Annotated in this window: 8 protein-coding genes and 2 pseudogenes; 3 read left to right on the top strand and 7 right to left on the bottom strand. The window is 42.0% G+C overall.

Annotated features, from left to right (window positions below):
* Window positions 1–25: 25 nt before the first annotated feature.
* The 3 genes from ACXHJ1_RS10220 to ACXHJ1_RS10210 are packed head-to-tail and all read right to left on the bottom strand — an operon-like array spanning window position 26 to window position 17,227.
* Window positions 26–3,148, bottom strand: a complete 3,123-nt coding sequence (locus tag ACXHJ1_RS10220; protein WP_107735206.1) for a non-ribosomal peptide synthetase — start codon at window positions 3,146–3,148, stop codon at window positions 26–28.
* 31 nt (window positions 3,149–3,179) lie between these two features.
* The gene (locus ACXHJ1_RS10215; protein ID WP_457906018.1) at window positions 3,180–12,665 is read right to left on the bottom strand and encodes an amino acid adenylation domain-containing protein; all 9,486 of its coding nucleotides are present in this window, start codon (window positions 12,663–12,665) and stop codon (window positions 3,180–3,182) included.
* Window positions 12,666–12,688: 23 nt separating this feature from the next.
* Window positions 12,689–17,227 (bottom strand): non-ribosomal peptide synthetase, encoded by a 4,539-nt coding sequence (locus ACXHJ1_RS10210; RefSeq protein ID WP_107735204.1) that lies wholly within the window; start codon window positions 17,225–17,227, stop codon window positions 12,689–12,691.
* A gap of 596 nt (window positions 17,228–17,823) precedes the next feature.
* Here ACXHJ1_RS10210 and ACXHJ1_RS10205 point away from each other — a divergent pair.
* Window positions 17,824–18,345 carry a transposase gene (locus ACXHJ1_RS10205; protein WP_167438755.1) on the top strand — a complete coding sequence of 174 codons (522 nt, stop codon included), beginning with the start codon at window positions 17,824–17,826 and terminating at the stop codon, window positions 18,343–18,345.
* Between the two features lie 740 nt (window positions 18,346–19,085).
* Here the strand turns inward: ACXHJ1_RS10205 and ACXHJ1_RS10200 are convergent.
* A pseudogene (locus ACXHJ1_RS10200) lies at window positions 19,086–19,238 on the bottom strand (IS4 family transposase); the annotation flags it as partial.
* A 309-nt stretch (window positions 19,239–19,547) separates the two neighbouring features.
* A pseudogene (gene ltrA, locus ACXHJ1_RS10195) lies at window positions 19,548–20,632 on the bottom strand (group II intron reverse transcriptase/maturase).
* Window positions 20,633–22,184: 1,552 nt separating this feature from the next.
* Here ltrA and ACXHJ1_RS10190 point away from each other — a divergent pair.
* On the top strand, window positions 22,185–23,237 hold the full coding sequence (locus tag ACXHJ1_RS10190) for a hypothetical protein (RefSeq protein WP_107735202.1): 1,053 nt from the start codon (window positions 22,185–22,187) through the stop codon (window positions 23,235–23,237).
* Between the two features lie 48 nt (window positions 23,238–23,285).
* On the top strand, window positions 23,286–23,837 hold the full coding sequence (gene loaP / locus ACXHJ1_RS10185) for an antiterminator LoaP (RefSeq protein ID WP_217484960.1): 552 nt from the start codon (window positions 23,286–23,288) through the stop codon (window positions 23,835–23,837).
* A 175-nt stretch (window positions 23,838–24,012) separates the two neighbouring features.
* On the opposite strand, the gene ACXHJ1_RS10180 is transcribed toward loaP, so the two are convergent.
* The gene (locus ACXHJ1_RS10180) at window positions 24,013–24,201 is read right to left on the bottom strand and encodes a transposase (RefSeq protein WP_243208255.1); all 189 of its coding nucleotides are present in this window, start codon (window positions 24,199–24,201) and stop codon (window positions 24,013–24,015) included.
* A gap of 77 nt (window positions 24,202–24,278) precedes the next feature.
* The gene (locus ACXHJ1_RS10175) at window positions 24,279–24,380 is read right to left on the bottom strand and encodes a hypothetical protein (protein WP_457906178.1); all 102 of its coding nucleotides are present in this window, start codon (window positions 24,378–24,380) and stop codon (window positions 24,279–24,281) included.
* Window positions 24,381–24,432 lie beyond the last annotated feature (52 nt).

Here is a 24,432-nt window from a genome sequence, read left to right as displayed (position 1 = left end):
TCACCTTTTAATTGATTTTTGAGTTTTATAGAATAGCGTTGAAATCCAAAATACTTGCATTTTGATCTTGCTCAGATAAGATTTGAATGTCGGACAGCTTGATATCCAAGTTATTCACAACAGCTTCAACAATGTTTTCAAAATGTTCGACCCACTTCTCGATCGTGGTCGCTTTGAACATTTGAGTATTATATTCAAAGTTGAATAAAATATGATCATAATTGTAAAAAGATTCCAATCTGAAATCAAATTTCGAAATATGGTTGTGAAGATCCATTGATGTAAATGTAATGTCTTTCGTCGTAAATTCAGGGAATTCAACGTTTTGCAAAATAAACATCGTATCGAACAAAGGATGTCTGCCATCATGGCGCTGAACAGGCACTACCTCAAGCAATCTTTCGAACGGATATTCTTGATAATCAAAGGCTTCTAAGGTTCTCTCCTTGACTTCATTCAAGAAATCGCTGAACCTATTATTTCCTTTTGGATAATTCCTTAAAGCTAAAATATTCACGAACATGCCAAGAACATTTCTTAAATCCGGATGCTGTCTTCCCGCAACGGCCGTGCCGACGGTAATGTCCTGCTCCCCTGTGTACTTGAATAGGAATACGTTATAGGCAGCCAATAAAAATACATAAAGGGTGGTGGAGGTTTCCGTCAGTCTCTCTTTTATTTTGTTCGTTGTTTCCTGGCTTAGAACAAATTGAATCTGTTTTCCTTTGCTTATTTGCTCTTTCACACGAGGATAGTCAGTCGGCATCTGTAATGCCTTCGTTTCTTCTTCAAACATATTCTTCCAGTAATTTTCCTGAGTTCTAAAACGCTCGGATTGAAAATAATGGTATTTCTGCCACTCGCTATAATCCTTGTATTGGATGCTCAATGGCGGCAATTCCATGCCATCATAAAGTGCGATGAACTCTTTCAGAAAGATGCTTAACGAAAATCCGTCCGAAATAATATGATGCATGTCAAAGATAAGCAAATGCTCCTCGTCGCTTATCTTCTGTACCCCTGCCCTTAATAAAGGTGGCGACTTCAGATCAAACGGCTGTATAAATGACTCCACCAATTCCTCAATGTCATCTGCTCCGTTTAATTCACTAATTTGAAGATTGGCGGCGGGCATAATCATTTGTACGGCATCGCCATTAACAACGTCAAAAGAGGTTCTTAACGATTCGTGCCTATCGATCAATTTGTTAAATGCAGCCGTACATCGTTCGATGTTGAACGGCCCTGAAACTTTAATAATCTTAGGTATGTTGTTGATAATATTACCGCCACCATATGCACTCGTTATATACTGGCTATACTGTGCAGATGACAAAGCATAATGCGGCTTATGCGGGGCCGGAGTAATTGGAACATATTGAGTCGCATTGGTATTAGCAATGCATGCCGCCAATTTTTTGATAGTCCCGTTCGTAAACACATCCCCGATTGATATCTGAATCTCAAAATGCTCATAGATTTTAGAGACGAGCTCCATCACATTCAATGAGTGACCGCCCATCTCAAAAAAGCTCGATTCGCTGCTTATTGGACTAACTTCGAATATTTCCTCCCATATTTGAGCCAGTTTCTTCTCCATTTCGCCTTTAGGCTCAACATATTCGCCTTTCGGAGGCGCCGGCAAAGCTTTATAATCAACCTTGCCATTTACATTCAACGGCACTTTTTCTATTGCCATAATGTGCTGTGGAACCATATAATCCGGCACGTTCATCTTCAGATGCTCTTTCAAGCTCTGGGCCTCTGCGCCGCCGACTACATAAGCGCACAAAAAGAGCTCGCCATTGGAGCTTTCCCTTGCCGTGACTACGACCTCTTCTACACCGCTTGTTTTCATTAGAATCGACTCAATCTCCGAAGGCTCGATTCTATAGCCCCTTATTTTAATCTGACGGTCAACTCTCCCGAGAAATTCAATATTTCCATCCGGAAGCTGTCTTCCCAGGTCGCCCGTACGGAACAATAAATCTGCCGGATCATTATTATAGGGATTAACCGTGAATTTCTGTTTTGTTAATTCTTCATTATTGTAGTAGCCCAGACTTCTGAATGGCGTCCGAATATAAATTTCGCCGGCAACACCTTCCGTACAGATTCTGCCATCGTTGTCCAAAAGGATAGCCCGTGCCCCCTTTATTGCTTTTCCGATGGGAATCGCGTCTCGATTTACATCCGAAGGCTCAATCATATAATATAGCTTCGCCAATGTCGTTTCCGTCGGGCCGTATAAGTTAATAAGCTGAACACGGCTTCCGACCGTCTCGTACCATTTTTCCAATAACTTCGGAATTACTTTCTCGCCTGCCAATAAAATATATGACAGGTTTTTAAACACCTCCCCATTTTGCACGCCGACAACAATATTTTTAAACAAGCTTGGGGTACAGTGAATTAAAGCAACGTCTGCGTCATGAATCCAGGCGTGCAATTGCTTCGAATCGAGCAGAACGACTTTATTATCCGGGATACATATCGTCCCTCCCGAACATAGCGGCACGAATATGTCCCGTAGAAAAGGGTCATGGCAAGGAGACGTGAATTGGCTAATTCGCGTCCCCGGTTGAATCGATAACGTTGCTATTTCCCAATCAATAAAGTGCAATAAGCTCGCATTTCTACCTATAATTCCTTTAGGCAAGCCGGTAGTTCCGGACGTGAAATAGAGATAGATCCTATCATTAGGCTGATATTCAATAGAAGCCTCGGGAGGCTGCACAGCGCTTCGATAGATGTCCCCGATCTGTGCAGCTGCCACTTGCTGATTCTGAGATGTAAGTACACCCGCAAAAGCATTGGCATTCTGTTCATCCGTAATAACAATAGTCGTATTAGTCGAAAAAACCATTGTTCTTAATCTTTCGACCGGATAGACCGAATCGAAAGGTACAATGGCGCATCTCGCCTTTAAAACCCCGACAATCGCAACGATCAAATCGACCTTATCGTCAATTAATAACCCGATAAAATCCCCGTTGCCCGCTCCTCTGCTTATAAGCCAATTGCGAATGAGATCGGATCGTTGATCCAGCTCTCCATAGCTTATAATCTGATCCAAATATTCGATTGCCACTTTATCCTTGTACATTATCAAATAATCGATCAGTTTACTTTGAATGGTGTTTTGCATCTTATCCTCCTATAAACGATATTCCTCGTCTTTATACGTATTCGCTTTCCAGATCCCCCATCAAGCTGTCCAAGTAAAGGTTCCGTTCCTGAGGATTACTGATATCGATTTGGCGGATAGGAATATGGGATTCATTAACAACAGATTTTATGATGTTCGATAAGTACTCCAGTATTTTCTCTACATGAGCATGTTCGAATACAGCCGAGTTATATCTGATTTTAAATACTAATCCTTCCTCAGCTTCTACAATGATGTTGAAATCGTAGTTGGTTTGCTCATACACTTCCACATTGGCAATGGTAAGCCCGCACTGCAGCCCAGCGCCTGAGTTTTTCAAGCCTTCCTGTATAGGATAATTCTCAAAGACAAGAATATGATCCAGCTGAACGGAATCTCGTTGGATTTCATATAACGGATAATAGCTATACTTCTCCGATTCCAAGGATTCAGTCTGTATACGCTTTACCAACTGATTGAACCGCATTTCCCCTTCACACTGCACCCTAATCGGAAGCGTGTTAATGATTAGGCCGATCGTCTGCTCAATTCCCTCCAGCCCCGTCGGTCTTCCGGAGACGACAGAGCCGAACACAACATCCTGCGTATTATTTAATTTCTGCAGCAGCACTCCCCACACCGCTGCAACAACAGTATGCAGTGTCGACCTGTTTTCAATCGCTAACTGTTTCAACTGATTCGTAATGTCCGGGCTCAATCTCAGGAATTGATCCGTCATCGCATCGCTTTGGTCAGCATGCAATTGGGCTCTTCCCAGCATGTTCTTTCTCTCATAGCCTTCAAGATAGTTGCTCCAATACGATGCGGCTGCCTCTTTATTCTGTCCGTATAGCCATGTGATATAATGGCTGTACTGATACACAGGCCCCAGCTCAATGCTTCTGCTATTAAGAAGACCATCGTAGATCTTGAATAGCTCCTCAGAAAGAGCGGCCATGCCCCAACCATCCAAAATAATATGATGGTAGCTGAAAATGAGCTTATAGCTCTGTTCAGACGTTTGAACAATTGAAATTCTTAATAGCACGTCATTTTCCAGATCAAAATTTCTCTTCCGGTCCTTTATTTGCAACGATTCAATCCAGTGGTTCTGTTCGTCCTCAGAGTAATGCGTAATATCCTGATAACTAATAGGCGATCTTCTTTGTCTCATTACAACCTGCAGCGGTCTTGTATGTTTACGGTACAAGAACTGCGTCCGCAACACTTCATGTCTTTCGATCAATAAATTCAAACTTTCTTCAAAAAGCCTTACCTCAATGCTGCCTGATACATCCAGCACAAACTGTTGGAAATAAGCGGCTGATTCCGAAGCATGTGAGGTATGGAACAAAATCCCTTTCTGCATTGGCGACAAATCATAAATATCCTGAATATTGCCGTCCGATAAAAACTGCTCTGCTTCTTCTTTCCGCAGGTCCTTTATCGTCAAATCGCTTAAGGTTAGCTCGATACCTTGCTTGGTTGTACAATGATTGATAATTTCCTTCAAATGCTTCATAAAATTAGACATGAATAATTGAATCGTATCCGCCTTATATGCCGCACGATTGAAATCAACGGAGAAGATAAGCTTTCCTTTGTTTATCATCCCGTTAATTTCAAGCTTATAGACTCGTTTCATGCTGGTGCTAATATTATTGCTTGTACCGATATCCGATACTTCGAATACTTCCGATTGAATGTCCTGATCGAACTGTCCTAAATAGTTGAACAGGATTTCGGAGGCAACGGTATCGCTCAAGCCGTCTTCGGCTGATAGATACTTGTTTACGCCATAGCCTATCCCCAGATTCGGTATGCTTCTTCCCATCTCTTTAATGGTCTTAATATTGCTTGAGAGATCCGGTTTTGAAACATCCAATATTACAGGGAATAAGGATGTGAACCAGCCGACCGTTCTTGATATTTCAAGCTGATCGGATAACCGTCCATGGCTTTCTAGGTCAATCTTGATTACCGATTGTTGGGTCCATTCTTTCAAGGCATTGCCAAGTGCCGTTAATAAAAGATCGTTTATTTCGGTGCCGTACGTCTTATTGGCGTGCTTGGTTAATAGCTCCGTCTCTTCGGCTTCTAGACTATCCGACATACGCTGACTGTCAGTCATTCTATCTTCTATAATCTTGAAATCCTCCGGCACCGGGTTGCCCCGATACTCGGCTATGTTTCTCCAATAATCCATCTCATTAGCAAAGGATGCCTTATTCAGGTATTGAGCCCAATCTTTAAAGGAATCCGTCTTAGATGAAAAATGCAGCGGCTCCCCATTTAACGCTTGCGTGTATCCACGGTCGAAATCTTCTAACAGGATCCGCCATGAAATACCGTCAACGACAAGATGATGTACGATAATGAGAAGGTGATCCCCACCCGTCATTTTGAACAAGCCTAATTGCACTAACGGACCTTGCCGCAGCGATAAGCGGCCTTGGAGCTTCTTCATTGCATGCAGCAACAGCTCCACAGCATTTTTTTCTGCCGTATAATCATAGGTCTGCAGATCATAAAGCTGACCTTGAAGGCCCCTATTATAAGGCTGAACGGCAATGTCCTCTTGTTTAAATAGCATCCGGAGCGCATCGTGATGCTCCGCTATTTTATTGAATGCGGCTTCAATAATACCTTCTTCGAAGCCAGCCTTTCTAAATAGCATGACCGAATGGTTATAGTGATGCTGGTCCGCTTCGAATTGATATTGATCGAAGAACCATTTTTGAATAGGAGTCAGCATTGCCTCGCCCTCAACGATATGCTGTGCGATCACTTTCTTGCTTTCTTTGATGTGAGGACTTAGCATAGCGATCGTCGGATGTTTGAACAAATCGCGTATATCTAGCTCCAAATGGTGATTCCGCAAACGGGACGATACTTGAATAGCCTTAATAGAGTCGCCGCCGAGCATAAAGAAATCATCATATATGCCAAGCTCCTGAACGCCAAGAACCATTTTCCACGTATCCGCCAATATTGTTTCCTGTTCGTTTCTCGGCATTTCAACGTTATGATTCATAGATACTGGCACTTCTATCGGGCGGTTTTTCAAAGTGACTCGATCTACTTTTCCGTTGGGCGTAAGCGGTATGCTCGATAGCGGTACAAACAATGACGGAACCATATAATGAGGCAGTCTGCTACTCAGATAGCCCCTAAGCTCAGTCGCATCCGTCAGGTGGTCCGATACATAAAATGCAACCAAGTGTTTTTCCCGCGATTCATCGTTATAGTCGACTACAACCGCTTCCCGAATTAAGGCATGCTTAAGCAAAACGCTCTCGATTTCCCCTAATTCGATTCGGTATCCCCGTATTTTGACCTGGTAATCGTTTCTTCCTGCGAACTGGATAGACCCGTCAGGCAGAAGCTTTCCTAAATCACCGGTTCTATATATTCTTCTTGGGCCCATATTGGCTATAGATGCTTCTACGAATCTCTCCGCCGTCAATTCATCTCTATGCAAATATCCGCGGACAACGCCCTCTCCGCCAATATAAATTTCCCCGATTGCCCCAACCGGCATCAGGTTAAGCTCCTGATTTAAAATGTACATTTGGGTGTTCGCAATTGGTCGGCCAATATTATTGTGATTGGACTTGCCTTGTACCTTGCGTATGGAAGACCAAATCGTTGTTTCGGTCGGACCATACATGTTATAGATTTCAGCGGATGTAGATTTCCTTACATGTTGGATAAGCTCGTCAGGCAACGGCTCTCCTCCGACTAGAATCGTCTGCAGTGATTTGACGAACCGCTGAGACTCATCGTCTTTCAATAAAATGTTCAGCCTGGAAGGAGTCGTCTGCATCATCGTAACCGGCTTTAATGCCGAAACTCCCGCTTCTGCCTGCGCTAACGATTGTTTGAATTGGACCAAATGCTGAAGACTATCCATTACTTCCGATTCTTGAATACCGAAATCGATCAAGCAAGCGACTTCATCGACTCCCGCAAGGCTTAGCTTCTTCACCATCTCCATACAGCTTTCAGGAGTACCCATCAACGAGGAACTTTGCCAATATCGCTCGAATGCAACCTCAATTAATGAATGAATAACCTCATCTTCCGAGTAATTGTAATCGTCAATATTTAATTGAAGCTCCTCTGCCAAATTTTTGACCAAGCTTATACTGGATCGCAAATAATCGCAGAAAGGCTTCTTCACCTTAGCTCTTACTTCATCTATGTCCTCGCCAATGAACGTATGAAGCATTAGCGAAACCTTCCCTGCATCGGCAGGGAAACCATTTTCTTTTAATGCATTTCGATAGGCGTTTATATTTTCTTCAAGCTTAGTTACATCTTGACCAAGCATATGCGTTAATACATTGGCTCCAATGCTGCCCGCCTGAACGAAAGAATCCTTATTGCCTGCGGTGGTGACCCAGATTGGGAGTTCCTGTTGCAGCGGCCTTGGATAGGTGCGTACTTCTATTTTCTTTCCATTGCCGTTTAATTGGTATAGGCTTTCGCCTCTCCACAGACTTTTTACTTCTTTTATTTGCTCATACATGGTTTTGGCTCGATTATGATAGGCATCCGGTTGAAGGACAAAATCATCGGCATGCCAGCCCGAGGCAAAGGATAACCCTACGCGGCCATTCGATAAGTTATCGACCACTGACCACTCTTCGGCAATTCGAGTAGACGGATGAAGCGGTGACACAATACTGCCTGAACGAAGCTGAACGTTCTCCGTAATCATCGCAAGCGCTGCCGAAATGACGGATGGATTAGGATATAAGCCTCCAAACTCATGGAAGTGGCGCTCCGGGGTCCATACCGCTGTAAAACCATGCTTATCCACATATTTAGAGGACTCGATAAGCAGCTTATATTTATCTTTCTCCGCTTGATAATTGTAGCTTGAGAAGAAGAATAAGCTGAAATCCAAATCCATTTTAGGCGGAGGCAGATACCGGTCATAATTCAGCTTGTATTCATCGCTGGCTCTTAATATAACCTGCATGCCGCGAGTCAATGTCCAGAACAATTCCAAGATGGATATGTCGAATGATATGGTTGTGACGGAAAGGAATACATCATCCTTCTTGCAAGGGATCTGCTGATCCATCCCGACAAAAAAGTTAATGACATTACGGTGATTGACCATAACGCCTTTAGGATTGCCTGTCGATCCGGAAGTGTAGATAATATAAGCCAGATCGGCAGAAGTGTTGATTCTGCTGCTATTATCCGTTGAATTTAAGTGTGCCTTGTCCTCCGCCTGTTCGAATACAATATGATCCAACTGCTCGCCGGAATGCTGTAAAATATGCATATAGTTCTCTTCCGTAATAAGCAGCTTCATCTGGCTATCGTGTAATATATATTGAATTCTCTCGGTAGGAAATGCAGGGTCGACTGGAACATAGGCCGCCCCAGCTTTCAGAATGCCCATCAGAACAACGAGCATACGCTCCGTCCGCTCCATCATAATACCTACCAAGTCGCCGGCTTGAATGTGGTAGTCCGACTGGAGATAAGAAGCCCACTGATTGGCACGCTCATTGAGCTCTCGGTAGGTCAATTGCTTCCCTTCATACAAAATGGCGATTTGATCCGGTATCTGCCGAACCTGCTCCTCGAACAATTCCTGGATCGTCTTATTATGCGGATATTCAGCCTGTGTATGGTTAAACGCTTCAATGACTTTAATCTCTTCTTGTGTAACCATTTCAATTGCGGATAACAGCTGTTCCGGATTGCCTACCATCGCTTCCAATATCTTGGCATAATGACCACCCATCCTGGCTATCGTTTCGCCTTTGAACAGATTGATATTATACTCGAATTGCAGTTCAATCCCTTGTTCCGTCTCCGTTGCTTCTATCGTCAGATCGAGCTTAGCAATCTTCAAAACATATGGATAAGACTGAATCTCTAATTCATCCAGCTCGAGCTTTACGGCATCCATGTTCTGCAAACTAAACATCGTGTCGAACAATGGATTGCGGCTTGCATTCCTTCTTACTTGCAGCTTTTCTATCAACTCTTCGAACGGGTACCCTTGATTTTCGAATGCAGCCAGTGCATTCTGCCGGACCTCTTTCAAAAACGCTAGTAAGCTTTTGCTTCCGACCGGAGCATTTCTCATAGCCAGCGTATTAACAAACAAACCCATCATATTCTGAACGTCGGCATGCGATCTTCCCGCTATCGGCGACCCTACGACTATATCATGTTGCCCCGTATACTTGGATAACATAATGTTATACGCCGCCAGCATGATCATATACAGCGTACTGTCTGTCCGTTCTGCAAGCTCGTTCATTTGTTGCGTCAGACGAGCATCCAGCATGAACCGCAATCTGCTGCCTTCAAAGCTTTGCATTTCCGGACGCGGATAATCGGTCTGCAGCTCTGCTACCGGGATTTCCCCTTCAAACAATTGAAGCCAGTATTGCTCCTGCTTCTTCATCATTTCTGAGCCCAATTGCTCCTGCTGCCATACGGCATAGTCCTTGTACTGCACAGCCAACGGAGTAATTTCGTCCCCGCGATAAAGATCCATAAACTCTTTCACGATAATGTTCATGGATACGCCATCCGAGATGATATGGTGCATATCCATCATTAATAGATGATGATCTTCAGTGAACTGAACCAGCCCCGCTCTGAATAAAGGAGCTTTACCCAAATCAAACGGTTGAATAAAGCGTTCGAGCAGCGCTTCGATTTCTTCCTCGTTTGCGTTATTGCTCTTAAGTTCAAAGTCTACTTGCTCATTAATGAATTGTACGGCTTCATCGTTTCGTATTTCAAATGAAGTACGCAGCAATTCGTGTCTATTTACTAAAGTTTGAAAGGTATGTTCCAACTGCTGCTTATTCACTTTACCCTTCAAGCTTAACATGCATGGCATATGATAGCTTTTACCGTCACGATCAATTTGACTTAAAATCAACAGCCTTTTTTGAGTTGAAGATACCGGATAGCAATCCGCCTTATCCGCTTGCTGAATGAAGCTGTAAGCAGAATGGCTTCCTTCCTCCACCCTCTGTGACAGCTCCTGAATCGTTGGATAATCGAATATATCTTTCAATGGAATTAGGACATTCCATTTTTTGTGTACCGCCGATATTAAGGTAATCGCCTTCAGGGAATGCCCGCCCAAATCGAAGAAACTGTCTTGAACGCCGATTCGCTTGGCCCCAAGAATTTCCTCCCATATCACCTCCATGCCCTTTTCGGTTTCAGTAGAGGGTGGAATATATTCATTGTGTGTCTGAACATCACCGTCCAACGCAGCTAATGCCTTACGGTCCAATTTCCCGTTCGGCGTTAAGGGCATTCTCTCCACGCGTACAAAGCGTGATGGAATCATATAATCAGGCAGCATTTTAGATAAATAGCTTTTAACTTGGGAAAAATCGTTTACTTTGTAATTCAAATAAGCTGCTAAATGCTTATCTCCCGTCCCATCATCTTTTGCAAGAACCGCTGCTTCTTTCACTTCAGGAATTTGCTGCAGCACCGATTCGATTTCTCCCAGTTCGATCCGGTACCCTCTTATCTTTACCTGGTCGTCCATACGACCTAAATATTCAATATTGCCATCTGGCAGCCATCTGCCCAGATCCCCTGTCCTATACATCTTTTCGCCTTTCGCAAAAGGATTAGCAACAAACTTCTCCGCCGTGAGCTCAGGCTTATTCAAGTACCCTCTAGCTACTCCGTTCCCTGATATGCATATCTCGCCTTTGATGCCCACTGGCATCAGGTGATTGTTGTGATTGATGATGTACATTTGTATATTATCAATCGGTTTGCCTATAGGAACAATTCCTCTTGTCTGATCCGTATCGCAGCAGTTGTAGTAGGTTACATCGACAGTTGCTTCCGTTGGCCCGTATAGATTGGCGACATTTATACCTATCAGCTGTTTCGTTTTTTCTGCATTATTTGCTTTTAGCGCTTCACCGCTAGTAAACAAATACTTCAAGCTTTTCAAAGCCGCTTTGTCCTTCGAATGCTCCAAATGCTCTAAGAAGCCGTTCAGCATCGACGGAACAAAGTGAATGATTGTCACTCCATGCTCGCTAATTGCATGTTTAATCATTTCAGGATCCTTTTCACCGAAAGGCGGCAACATAACTAATTTCGCACCAACCATTTGATACAAGAAAAGCTCCCACACCGATACGTCAAATGTATATGGTGTTTTTTGCAAAATAACATCTTGTTCCGTTATTGGATACATATTTTTCATCCAATTAATCCGGCTGACTACGCTTCGGTGCTCGATCATGACACCTTTCGGCTTCCCCGTTGAGCCCGAAGTATAAATGACATAGGCAAGATCCGTTACCTTACTGAAAGCCGGCAAATCCGATCTATCATATTCATCGAAGTACCGTTCGTCCAGACATATTATTTCGCCGGCAAATTCAATCGTCTGCTTATACTTTTTTACCGTAACAAGCAGCGCCGCGCCGCAATCTCCCAGCATGTATTGAATTCGGTCTGTTGGAAAGTTCGGATCGATAGGTAGATAGGCTCCTCCGGCTTTCAAGATCCCCATAATGCCTATCATCATTTCCAATGACCGATCCACTATAATGGGGACAAGAGCTTCCGCCCCCACTCCAGCGTCCCTTAACTTCCATGCGAATTGATTGGCATGAGCATTCAGCTCTTGGTACGTTAACTTGTAGCCTTTACATATAACGGCAACGTTATCTGGCGTCCTTTGTACTTGTTCTTCAAATATTTGATGAATCGTCTTTGTCTGCGGGAACTCGGTCTTCGTATCGTTAAAAACGTTCATTATTTCTTCGAACTCTTCGGGTGCAAGCAGTTGAAGCTCGGATATTTCCCGATTCATATCGTCTAGAACAGCTTTCAAGACGGTATCGAAATGTTTACATAGCCGTTCTGCGTACAGGCTGCCCAGTGCAAAATCTTGAAATACCAAGCTCATCTCCACAGTGTTTTCTTTTTTATTAAAAGAAATGATCAGCGGCTTATTTGAGCTGCGCATACCCAAAGGATGAATATTCTCAAGCAGCACCACTGTATCGAAAAGATCCTCCGCTCTGAGATTGCCTTTTGTCGCTTGCGATTCACTTAACAATGCATCCAAAGGCAATGCGTGGTATTTATAAGCGTCCGTTAAAATATCTTTTAGCTTCAACAAGTAATCTTTAAAGCTATCCGAGTCGGAACAATCCGAACATATAGGAATAAGCCGGTCGTTATCATGTTCATTCGGAATAGGCGAACCTGTAACCACGCTGGAGGAACCAGAATAATTGCTTAAACAGATCTTTGTTACGGCAAGCAAACTTGTATACAGCAGCCAATTGGAGCTTTTGCATATATCAATAAGCTTTGCGTATTCTTCCCCATCGATAGGATGGCTGTGTTTATATGCCTCTGTTCCATGGTCACCTACACCTATATTTGTAATCAAATGATCTGCGATTCGAAATTCGCTTATATTATTGAATTTTTCAAGCCAGAACGTTTTTCCTTTCACAAGTCCTTCGCTTGCCATGAGCATTCACTCCTATAGTCATGTTAGAAATTAAATTCATCGAACTCCAGTGCGGACGCCCCTGCAAATTGCAGTGTATCGGACAATTTGATTTCGCTAATGCTTTGGTTCGGATTTACGATTACATACCCCAAAATCTCAAGGAAGTGTTTCCCTAACTGGTTGATCGTGCTTTCTTTAAATAAATGTACAGCGTACTCAAGCTCCATGAACAGCTCGTTATTTTGTTCAATAATTAATAAACTGATATCATATTTTGATGTAGTCCGTTTTATCTCATATGGCTCAACGGAGACGCTTTCCATCTCAATTCGGGATGAACCCATATTCTGCATCACAAAAAGCAAATCAAAAATCGGCTGTCTGCTCATATCCCGCTGCAAATTCAATTTGCTAACCAAGTCTTCGAAAGAATACTCCTGATGCGTAAATGCCTTCATTGAATTGTCTTTTACTTGCATTAAGAAGTCAGCAAATGACCTGTTCGGACTAATTGCATTCCTCATTGCCAGAAGATTGATGAACGCCCCAACAACATTCTCGGTATCAGGATTCGTTCTGCCCAATATAGGCACGCCCACTACGATATCCTCTTGCTGCGTATATTTATGGAGCAACAGATTAAAGGAAGACAAGAAAATCATAAACAGCGTACAGTTGAATTGCTTTGATAGATCATTTAATTTATTCGTCAAACTCTTAGGCAGTATGAATTTCACTACGTTTCCGTCGTAGCTTACGTTCGAAGGACGCGGGAAGTCCGTTTGCATCATTAATCTTTCTACTGGTTTATTAAAGACATTCAACCAATATTGCTCCTGCTCGCTGTTGAAGGAGGACGCATTCATTTTATTTTTCCATTCAACATAATCCTTATAATGGACCCTCAGCGGCGCGAGCTCCTCGCCATGATACAGCCTCAACAAATCTCTAATAATGATCGTCATCGATACGCCATCGGAGATAATATGATGGATATCAAACAACAAATAGTACTTATTCGGACGAATACTTATTAATTTAACTCTCATCAACGGTGCTGCCTCAAGATCGAACGGCCGAATAAATTCCTTAATCGCGCTATCAATATCTGCCTCGGCATCATTGACTACTTCCAGATTGACAGATGCATCATCGGCAACCCGTTGGACAGGCTCGCCGTTAACATAGTGAAATGATGTCCTTAACGATTCATGCCGTTTAATTAAAGATTCGAATGCATGATTGAATCGTTGAATATCAAGCTGTCCTTCTATCGTCGCTACATACGGAATATTGTAGAACGTATTCTCCTTCTGAAGCTGATTGAGAATAAACATTCCTCTCTGCGTCGATGATTGCGGGTAATATTCGCGTTTCTCTACTGCTTCTATCACATTAGAGAATTCATTTTGTTTCGAGTTGTTGATAAATAGTGCAAGGTCCGCTACCGAAATATTTTTGAACACCTCGGTTAATGGAAGCTCAACTTTGAATTGCTGCAGCACCTTAAATATTAGAGACATTACATTGAGAGAATGTCCTCCGATTTCAAGAAACCTATCGTTTCTTCCCACTTGATCGACTTCTAATATTTCGCACCATAGCTCGGCCACCATTCGTTCCACTTCATTCTCAGGAGCGACATATTCCAACTGTTTCGGCTCTGGCAGCAACTTATAATCAAGCTTTCCGTTTAGGTTCATAGGCATTCTGTCTATCGGAATCAAATATTGCGGAATCATATAGTCAGGCAACTTCTGGGCAATTAAATGACGGATGTCCTCAAGCACCCTTTTTTCGTTCATCTCATTGTCTTGAAACAGCACCAAATAGGCGCACAAATAAGTGTTCCCTTGACTATTTTCCTTCGCGATCACGGATGCCTCTTTAACTTTGCCATGTACTAAAATTGCATTTTCTACTTCATTTAATTCGATTCGGAAGCCCCTGATTTTAATCTGCCGATCGATTCTGCCCAGGAATTCAATGTTGCCATCCGGCAAGAACCGCCCCAAATCACCTGTTCGATAGATGATATCGGCAGGGTCATCCCGATACGGGTTGACAATGAATTTTTCTCTGTTGAGCGCTACGTTATTGTAATACCCTAGGCTTCTATATGGCGTACGAATGCATATCTCGCCTTTAAACCCTTGAGGGCATAATTGTGCATTGCTATCCATAATGGCAACTCGCACCCCATTCATTGGCTTGCCGATCGGTATGTTGTCTTTCATAGAGTCTGCAGGCTTGATTCTATAAAAAACTTTCGCTAGCGTAGTTTCCGTTTGCCCGTATAAGCTGACCAACTGGATACGTTCTCCGATGATGTCATACCAGCTGACGAGATCCTTAGGAACTGTTCTTTCGCCTGCGAGCAGCACATTCTTCAGACTTGGGTATTTATTTGCCGTTAGCGAACTTCCGTTAATGAGTTTAAATAAGCTCGGCGTACAGTGAATCAGTGAAACATACGTTTTCTCTATCCACTCCATCAAACGGTCGCTGTCCAGTATCATCTCTTTGCTGTCCGGAACGCAAATAGTCCCCCCTGCGCAAAGAGGAACAAACACATCCCTGAGCAGCGGATTATGGCATGGCGATGTGAATTGGCTGACCTTCACTTCTTTCGTAATATGAAACTCCCTAATCTCCCAGTCAACAAAATGCAATAGGCTTTCGTTTCTTCCTATAACCGCTTTAGGCGTACCCGTTGAGCCCGAAGTGAAGAAGACGTAGGTCCTATCATTGGAATCATAGGATTGCTGCGGCCTTTGCAAGTAATGCTGCGCCTCTCCCACTTGCGTATCCACATTTATAATGCGGATTTCGTTATCAAAGCCATGAAGCAAACCGATATTGCGATCGTCTGTAAAAATATACTTCGTATTCGTCGTTTCAAGCATCGTTCGTATTCTTTCCCTAGGGTAGGTAACATCGATTGGGACAAAGGCGCAGCCGGCTTTTAAAATTCCGATCATGCAGATGATCAGATCGACTTTGCTATCCAGTAGAATCCCTACGAACGCTTCCTTTTCAATTCCTCTGCTCATTAACTCGCTTGCAATCTTGTTCGACTTTATATCCAACTCCCGATAACTTACCTTATAGTCTAGGAACTCTATTGCGATTCTATCTTGATTAGCATCAAAAGATTGGAACAACACTTGCTGCAACGTTTGATTCTTAGGTACAAGTGTATGGACATTCTCATTCAAGTACGAAAGTATGCTTGTCTTTTCCGCCTCCGTGTAAATCATAAATTGATCGATTCTGCTGGAGGAGACCTCGATCGCTTGATGGATAATATGAATAAAATATCCGACTAACCGTTCCATCGTTCCCGAAGCGAACATAGAGTCTTCATAGTGAACCAACAGCTCCAACCCGTCATGGAATAGCACCTGCAACGACAGATCAAAGTTTGTCATCTCCTGGATACTAAAGGAGTTCACCTTTAATTGATATTCTCCCGACATAATCTTGGCGTTCAGCGGATAGTTTTCTAGTACAAGAATAGAATTGAAAAAGCTGCCTTCCCCAGACTTTCTATATGAATTAATGTCACTTAACGGGGTGCTGGAATATTCATCATGGTCAATCAATGTCGTATTGTTGCGCTTCATGAGGTCTAATACCGTGACATCGGAATCCGAGTGAACCCTTACCGGTAGCGTATTAATAAAGAGACCTACCATGTCCTCTATGCCTTTAATTGCGGAAGGCCTCCCGGAGACCGCCATGCCAAAAAGCACGTCATTTAAGTTATTATATTTTTGGAGCAATATCCCCCAGGCACAAGAGAAGAGGGCAGCGGACGTAATTCTGTGTGTTTTCAAAAAACCGTTTATTTTATTTATTTCATTTTCTGAGAAGACGTAGCTTATTTTGTTAAGCTTTCTATACTTCGTTCTTACTTTATTGTCAACGGGAAGCGGCGTAACGGTATTAAATCCTGCTAAATAATTTTCCCAGTAGCTCTGTTGAGTTTGCTTTTCTCGAGCACCAATATACTTAACAAAATCCTTGAATTTGGTTTTCGTTTTCTTTTCCGGCTGTTTACCTGAATATAGGTCGTTATAATTTTCAAAGAATTCATTTAGTATAATCCCGTTGCTCCAGCCATCATAAATGATGTGATGATTAGAGATAATCATCTCATACTTATCATCGCTTAATTTGCACAGCGTTATCTTGAACGGTGCTGTGCTGATATCTATTTTTTGTTGCCTTTCGGCAAATTTTTGACCGTCAAGCTCCCGGCATTGATCATCCATATCCAACATACTGAGATCAATTATCTTTATAGGCAGCTCTACTTTTTTCAATACGATCTGAAGCGGTTTTTCAAGCTTAGTCCATCTAAATACAGTCCTCAGTATTTCATTGTTTTCCGCAACGATATTCCAAGCCCTCTGAAACACATCCGTCTTTATCGTACCCGAAATATTAAGACTCAGCTGTTCGAAATACTGCTCATGCTCTACATCGGTTAAATAGTGAAACAACATTCCTTCTTGTAACGGTGTAAGACGGTATATATCTTCCACATTCGACTTATCCAATTTTGTATCGCCCATAATCAGGTCTCCTTTATAAGATTTATTTAACAGGATTAATTTCCAAATATACCGCGTTATGTTTTTGAATGTATAAATTCCAATCAAAAAATCCCTTTAAAACCATCATTGGTTTAAAAGGGATTTTTTGATTGGAATTTATTGATAAATATTGATAATCAATTCTTAATAAGGCATAGCTTCGCCATTACGTTATTATAGTAACGTTAAAAATAAAGCGTATGTGATCTGAAATAATTCTCAACGTGCCGTAACATCGATTGAGTTTAATCAAATTTTTATCCATTTTTATTATATTCATTTTTATATTAAAATCAAGTTATTCTCAACAACTCTTCCAATGGATGTTTTTAAATTATACCCATCCTTGTATCTCTAGAATAGAATTAACAGCTTCCAATCACCTACTGGTAATGCGTAAAATAGTATCAATCATAATATTAATAATTCTCTCCTGATAGTTACTGGACAGTGAAAAGTTCTTAAAAGAAAAATAACCCAATCAAACGATTTTGAGGTCTCCTTAAGGTCTCACTCTTAAAAGGATAAAATCGCTGAAAAGGTTATAGACAGTAGTCTACCCCATTTCCGAGCGATTGACCATACCTAGGCTCAAAACTTTGAATGAACTTTTACTGCTCTTCCGTTCTTGTTTCTCTAGACAAGCTACGTTCGAATGGTTTGTCGTGATCGTCGTTGGCTTTATGCTGCGCTCCGACCATCTTGGTGTCACTTCGGTCATTCGGGATCTCTCCCTGAGTGGCCGCTGTTATGAACCGCTCCTTCACTTCTTCCGTTCTTCCGCCTGGTCTTTGCCCTCTTTACGTCAGATGTGGCTTCAGGTCGTTCGACGGTCTGCGCCTCTGCTGGTGATTCAGGAGCGTGTCGTCCTTGTCGGCGACGGGATGAAAGAGGCCAAGGAAGGTCGCCGGATGCCCGGCGTCAAGAAGCTTCACCAAGAATCCGAAAACGTCTCCAAGGGCGAGTATATTTTCCGCCATCTGTTTGGAGCCATCGGCATTCTGGTGGGGATTCCCGAAAATGGTTCTGTTGCCCTTGTTCATGAATCTGCAAGACGGCATCCAAACCATCCTCGGCTGGAAGCAAACAGGCGCTGAGCCAGAGAGGCCCTCCCATGTCGTTTAGATGATCGAACAAGGCTTTGAGGCCGCGAAGGGTTTCGGCCAAGCGTTGCTGCTTTTGGATCTGTATTTCTTATTGGTTCCAGCCTTACAGCGACTAGAAGCGTGCCATTCGAGTTCCGAAGCCCGAATGCATCTCGTGACAAAAACCAAGTCCAATGTCATGGCCTACGAACGCCCTCCTGCCAAGAAACCCGGGCGAGGCTGTCCTCCGAAAAAAGGAAAATCGGTCAAACTGAAGGAACTCTTCTCGACTCGTGTTGCCGATTTTCAAACCGCCATCGTTCCCCTGTACGGTAAGGAAGAGATGGTTGAATTTCTCTGCCTGGATCTGCTTTGGGGGCAGGGGTGGTATCAGGAATTGCGTTTTGTGTTGGTCATTCATCAGGGTCGCTACTCCATTCTGGTCAGTACGGATCTCACGCTTTCGACTACAGATATCATTCGCTTATATGGTTATCGCTTTAAAATCGAGTGTACGTTTCGGGAAATGAAACAGGTCATCGGAGCTTTCGGCTACCATTTCTGGAGCAAGTCCATGCCGAAGCTGAACCGCTTTCTGAAGAAAGAGGAAGCCCACCCACTCGAAGCCGTACAAGACAAACAGGATCGGTGCCGGATTGAACAAACGATTCAAGCGATCGAAGGGTTTGTGATGTGCCAGTGGATCGCCTTGCACTTTTCAAGCCGGACGCCAGCGTTATTTTTCCGCTATGATACACCGCATCCTTGCCGGGAAACGATTCGTCCTGACGACTCTCCAGCAAACGAAACCAGTTCTTCTGATAAAACAGAAGGACGAAAACCAGCTGGAACAGCCGAGCACAGCTAAAGCCAAATCGTTTACGAAATCCCGCTTGGTGCAGATTACCAAACAAAGCGGTGTTTTTCTAATTTGCAAGAAGGGTATTCGAATCCCTCAGAGCCCAGTTGCTACAAAGGTTCAAGTTGATTTGGGCTCTGGTCGAGTAGACGTGAGCCTCACGGTTCACGTCCCTCACAGATCCGTACGTGCCCAATTTAAGGCATACGGCTCCTCATATCATCGTTTACAGATTTGCAATGATTAGCCATAGATATCTACATAAATTTTGGGCTCGGGTAGAGGGTTACGTTTCAGAAAGAGATTAAATTTGTCATACGTGAAGCTTCTTCTCTGGCTTCTACGATTCATCCATTTAAATAACGCTTTGGTAATTTTGAAATTTGTATACGGACAGCGCTCGACTGTTGTCGGTTATCCCGTAATAGCGGTAATGTCCTGTTAGTTTCGCCCGTATTCTTTTCATTAATTCCTTCACGTCTTGATGGCGCTCTGCTTTCAACCATTCTTTGAAAGTCTTCACTTTTGACTTAAACTTCTTTCCGCTTGTTTCCCTCTTTACTCTGAATTTGCCCTTGTTGCTTTTGCTGCAGTAGTGAGTAAAACCTAAGAAGTCAAACGTTTTGGGCTTCCCTAACCCTTTTCGTTTCCGGTTTTCTTCAGCGAAGCGTCCAAATTCTTGAATTTTCGTTTTCTCTTCTGCAATTTGCAAATCGAATTTGGCCAGACGCTTGATTAGTGCCGCATAGAATCGCTCTGCATCGTCCTTGTATTGAAAACAGCACACGTAATCATCGGCGTATCTGATCATCCTTGCTTCGCCGCGACACGCTCTCTTTACTGTAATCTCGAACCATAAGTCCAAAGCATAATGCAGATAGAGATTCGCAAATATCGGCGAAATCAGGGATCCCTGAGGAGTGGCGGTTTTTGTCGGTTCCCATGTGTCCTGTTCCATAACCCCGGCTTTCAGGAAACGCCAGATTAGCCTTTGAATATTAGGGCCTGCTATTCTCTCTCCAAGGAATTTCATGAGCCATTCGTGAAGAAGCTACGAATGTCAGCATCCACGATATAACTGGTTTTCCCATACTCGATGCTGCGATTCAGTGCTTTGATGGCGTCATGACAGCTTCTTCCCGGTCGGAAACCGTAAGATAGGTTTAGAAAATCCTGCTCGTAGATGGCCTGTAAAATCTTGTTCAATCCCAACTGCACGATTTTGTCCTCGTAGGAAGGGATGCCGAGCGGCCTTTTGCTCTTTTCATCCTTGGGTATATAGGTTCTTCTTACGGGCTGCGGTCGGTACCTTTTCCTTTTTAGCCGCTCTGCCAAGTCCTTGATGTTTGATTCCAGATTTTCCTCATACGCTGCTTTTGTGACTTGATCGACATCCGTTGCTTTGTTGCCGTCCAATTCCCGATGGCATTGCGTCAGCATTTCCCCGTTCAAGAGGTGATACAGCGATGTGAATAGCTCTTTTGGCTTTTCGTTTACAACTTTTGCTATTCTTGCTAGTTTTGTTTGCACTTTTGGCCTACTCCTGTGCGTAGAAAATGTGTCCTTAGCAAAAGCGGTGATACGTCACTGCCTTCCCTCTACCGACATTACTCGGTTTCATCGGTAATACGCCGTGATCCGACTCCTCGTCCATCATTTGACATTCTCCCTTGTGATCGGTTGTTTGTCATACTTCCTTTCCGAAGAATGGACAGGGTTTCCCAAGTTGCTGTGAAGTCATTGTATAGCATGTCTGGCTCTTCGACCCCGGGAGCGCTCGTTCATCCTTGCCTTTAACTTAACGCCTGAATGAGTATTGTCTTCCGTACTTTCGAAAACGTCGACCTCTCCGCTTTACTCTTTTCGGGGCTCAATCACTTTCAGGCCTACTACCTAACTGTCTACGCTTAACGTCTGGAATTACTTCCAACCGTCCAAGACTCGCTATTGGTGGCTTGGCTTGCCTTTCCAAGCAGAATTTCCACCTGCTAAACTTCACAACCTAGGCTTGGTCGCACCGAAAGTTGAGATTAAAACATAAATTTATTCCCTTAGAGAAGCTAGATGAATCGGCAATCGAAAGCGAACAAAAGGAAAGTTAATTGTTATTTTTGCAAAAAATAAACATATGTGCTAAGCTTGTATCTGAAGTGAATAGCATATATGTTTAAGACTTAATAAATTAATTAACCATTATGAAGATGGGTGTATTCCTAGTTATGCGATCAATCTATTATTGCTGTTCTTTAGAGTCTTTGAAGAGTGGGATAATTTTAAACCCAAAAGTTATGAAAAAGCTCATAAAAACAAGCATTTGGGCTGAGGGGAAGAGGGGATTACATCCAGTTATAGAAGAGCATTTTACGAAATGACCCGTAACATGGGCGGGATAAGCTTACAATCCTCCTCACCATACGAAGGGGCACGGCGTTTTCCAAGATTAATTTTGAGATTATTGATCATTCCGATAAAATACTGTTTCGTTCCATTTGAAGCCACGTCCACCGGAAACTTGTTAAAGATCACGGGGATCATCAAACGAAACGAAAAAACGTAAGCACCTATATTCGCAAGTATCAAGTGGGAAGGGTCTCGACGGGCTAAAGATGAACCATTCCCCAGAACGCCAACTCGATTAGCCAAGGAACAACAAGAACAGTTTAAACGAGTCATTGTTGACATTCATTAAGTTGGGTTAACAGCAAAGTTCATTTGGAACAGGCAATATTATTTGGAAAGAAGATGAGCAGTATACCGCTGAGATTTTCTTGGCTTTTCTTCAAACGGTGCTGAGCGTGTATCCGTCAGGAAAAATCGTCATGATTTTGGACAACGCGTCCTTCATCCTCCGATGCAGCATGACTACCTTAAACTATTATATGGCATCTTTAATGGGAATTCCTGCAAATGAAATGAACCCTCTAGTTTAATTTAGAGAGACTTAAGTAGTAACGATGAAACAGCATATGACGACACTATAGGAGTGAAAATAGTGAAAATAGCGAAAAAAAGTCTGTATTTAGGTAAACCTGATATTGGATGTTATCCAATTCATGCCAACATGACGTCTATTTTATCTAATCATCCTTCGTATAAAAATTGGCTATTTACAAATTACATGCAACTAAGGCTGGATTTATATCAAGCTTCTGATTCAAGTATTGCAGAAGAATATTATATGGAATTTTATCAGCCGCTTATGAGAGAATATCATCCATTATTAAATATTCATAGTTTGAGTAGAAAAATTATCCATATTACAGATATTAACATTCTTGATTTTTTGATTAAATCGGTACAATGTGGAAATTATATATATGCATTAATTGATAGACAATTTATATCTGAATACAATATGAAGGAAAGTTCGATGCATGATTTATTTATTTATGGTTACGATCTAGACAAGAAGGTGTTTTATATAGCTGATTATTTTTCAAGTCCATTTCCTACATACAAACACTGCAAAGCCACTTTTGATGAAATAGAAAAGGCATTTAAAGAAAAAATCAATTATTCAGATGATCTTTGGGATGATATATTTGGCATCCAAATAATCAGTTTGAATAAATGGAAAAAATATGAATTCAACTTGGAGTATTTCATGCAGTCTTTAAATGATTATATAAATTCAACTAATACTGCTAGGAAATTTGAATTAATTGAAGGCATACCTGCAAAAATGCCGGAATTGCAATTACACGGCAGTTTAGACCCAAAATTTGGGATGAGTATTTATGACAGATTATGTGATCTTGCAGATTTCAATCCTCAGTTTCTGAGAGCGATGCACATCTTGTATGAACATAAAGTATGTATGACTAAAAGAGTTGCTTTCTTTGGTGAAATTGGATTACTTGATGGTGATTTGTACATGAATTATTTTATAGAAATTGAAAAGAGAGCAGAAACTTTGAGAAACTATATTATTAAACAGATACTGAAAAATAACAATTCCAAACGAAAAAAAATGATATCGATGATAACTGAGCTGGCGTCACTTGAACTTGAGTGCCTTGGGAAATTATCTCTTGCTCTTAAATAATAGGATCTTCAAGCTGGGGAAGTGAAAACTAAATTAGGGGTAAATATAATGCACTGGTATGCATATTTTGTGGAAACTGGGAAGGAAGATTATATAAAGAACAATATCGATAGTACTTTTGATAGTGATTTCCTAAGATGTTTAGTTCCAAAAAGAAAAATACCAGAAAAAAAGAATGGTCATTCTTATGAGGTTGTAAAGCCGATATTCCCAGGATATATCTTGGTAAATACAAAAATGAATTTTAATACGTATTATAAACTTAAAGAGATACCCAGATTATATGAACTTTTAAACTATAGAGGCATTAACGGGAAAAAGAGCTTTGAATATGAACCGAAAGTTGATGAGCAAGATAAATACTTTAGAAAAATTAATGAGGACGAAATTACGGTTCTGCTAAAACTATTAAATAAGGAAGATGTATTGGAATTTTCAAAGATTATTCTTATGAACTCAAAGGTGACGGTGAAATCAGGCCCTCTTAAAAATATGGAGAGCATTATTAAGAAGATCGATAAGCATAAGAATCGGGCAAAAATTTCGCTTGGTTTCTTGAATTCGGAAAGGACGATAGACGTTGGGATCGATATCATATGAGGGTAGGGTGGAATTGTGAAAGTATACGATAGCATTTGTTGTACGCTTCAAAAACACAGTATACATTATAGGACCATAATGCACGAATCAGAAGGAAATACCAAGCTTGCCAGTATCATTAGAGGGCATGATTTAAATAAAGCAGCCAAATCACTAGAGCGTGTCTGAAAACTCATCACTGAGTTAATTTGAAAATGGCGGCTATGTATACAAACGACAAGAATGACCTGGCCAACTTGTCGTAACGAGTAGCCATACGTCGAAAGTGTTTGATTTTATTGAAAAAGCACTCCACTAGGTGGCGTTCTTTGTACCGGTACCAGTCGACTTTCCATGGATTTTGGCTATTCGCTTTAGGCGGAATAGTGTAGGAAGCCTGCTTAGCTGTAATCCAATTTCGAATCGCTTCTGAACCGCAGGCCTTGTTGCCAAGAATACACTCTATATGGGAATTGAAATTTCTTTAATTGCTATAATTATATCAAGAGAGGGTCTGTATTTATCTTGCTCCAGCTCACTCAACGTTCCTTGAGAAATTCCAATTATATTTGCAAACTTTATTTGATTTAAGTTGTTTGTTTTTCTAATAGTTCGA

This window comes from Paenibacillus sp. ALE2 (assembly GCF_054113385.1).
The sequence above is the reverse complement of the archived record's forward strand: the minus strand, read 5'-3'. Positions and strand labels throughout refer to the sequence as shown.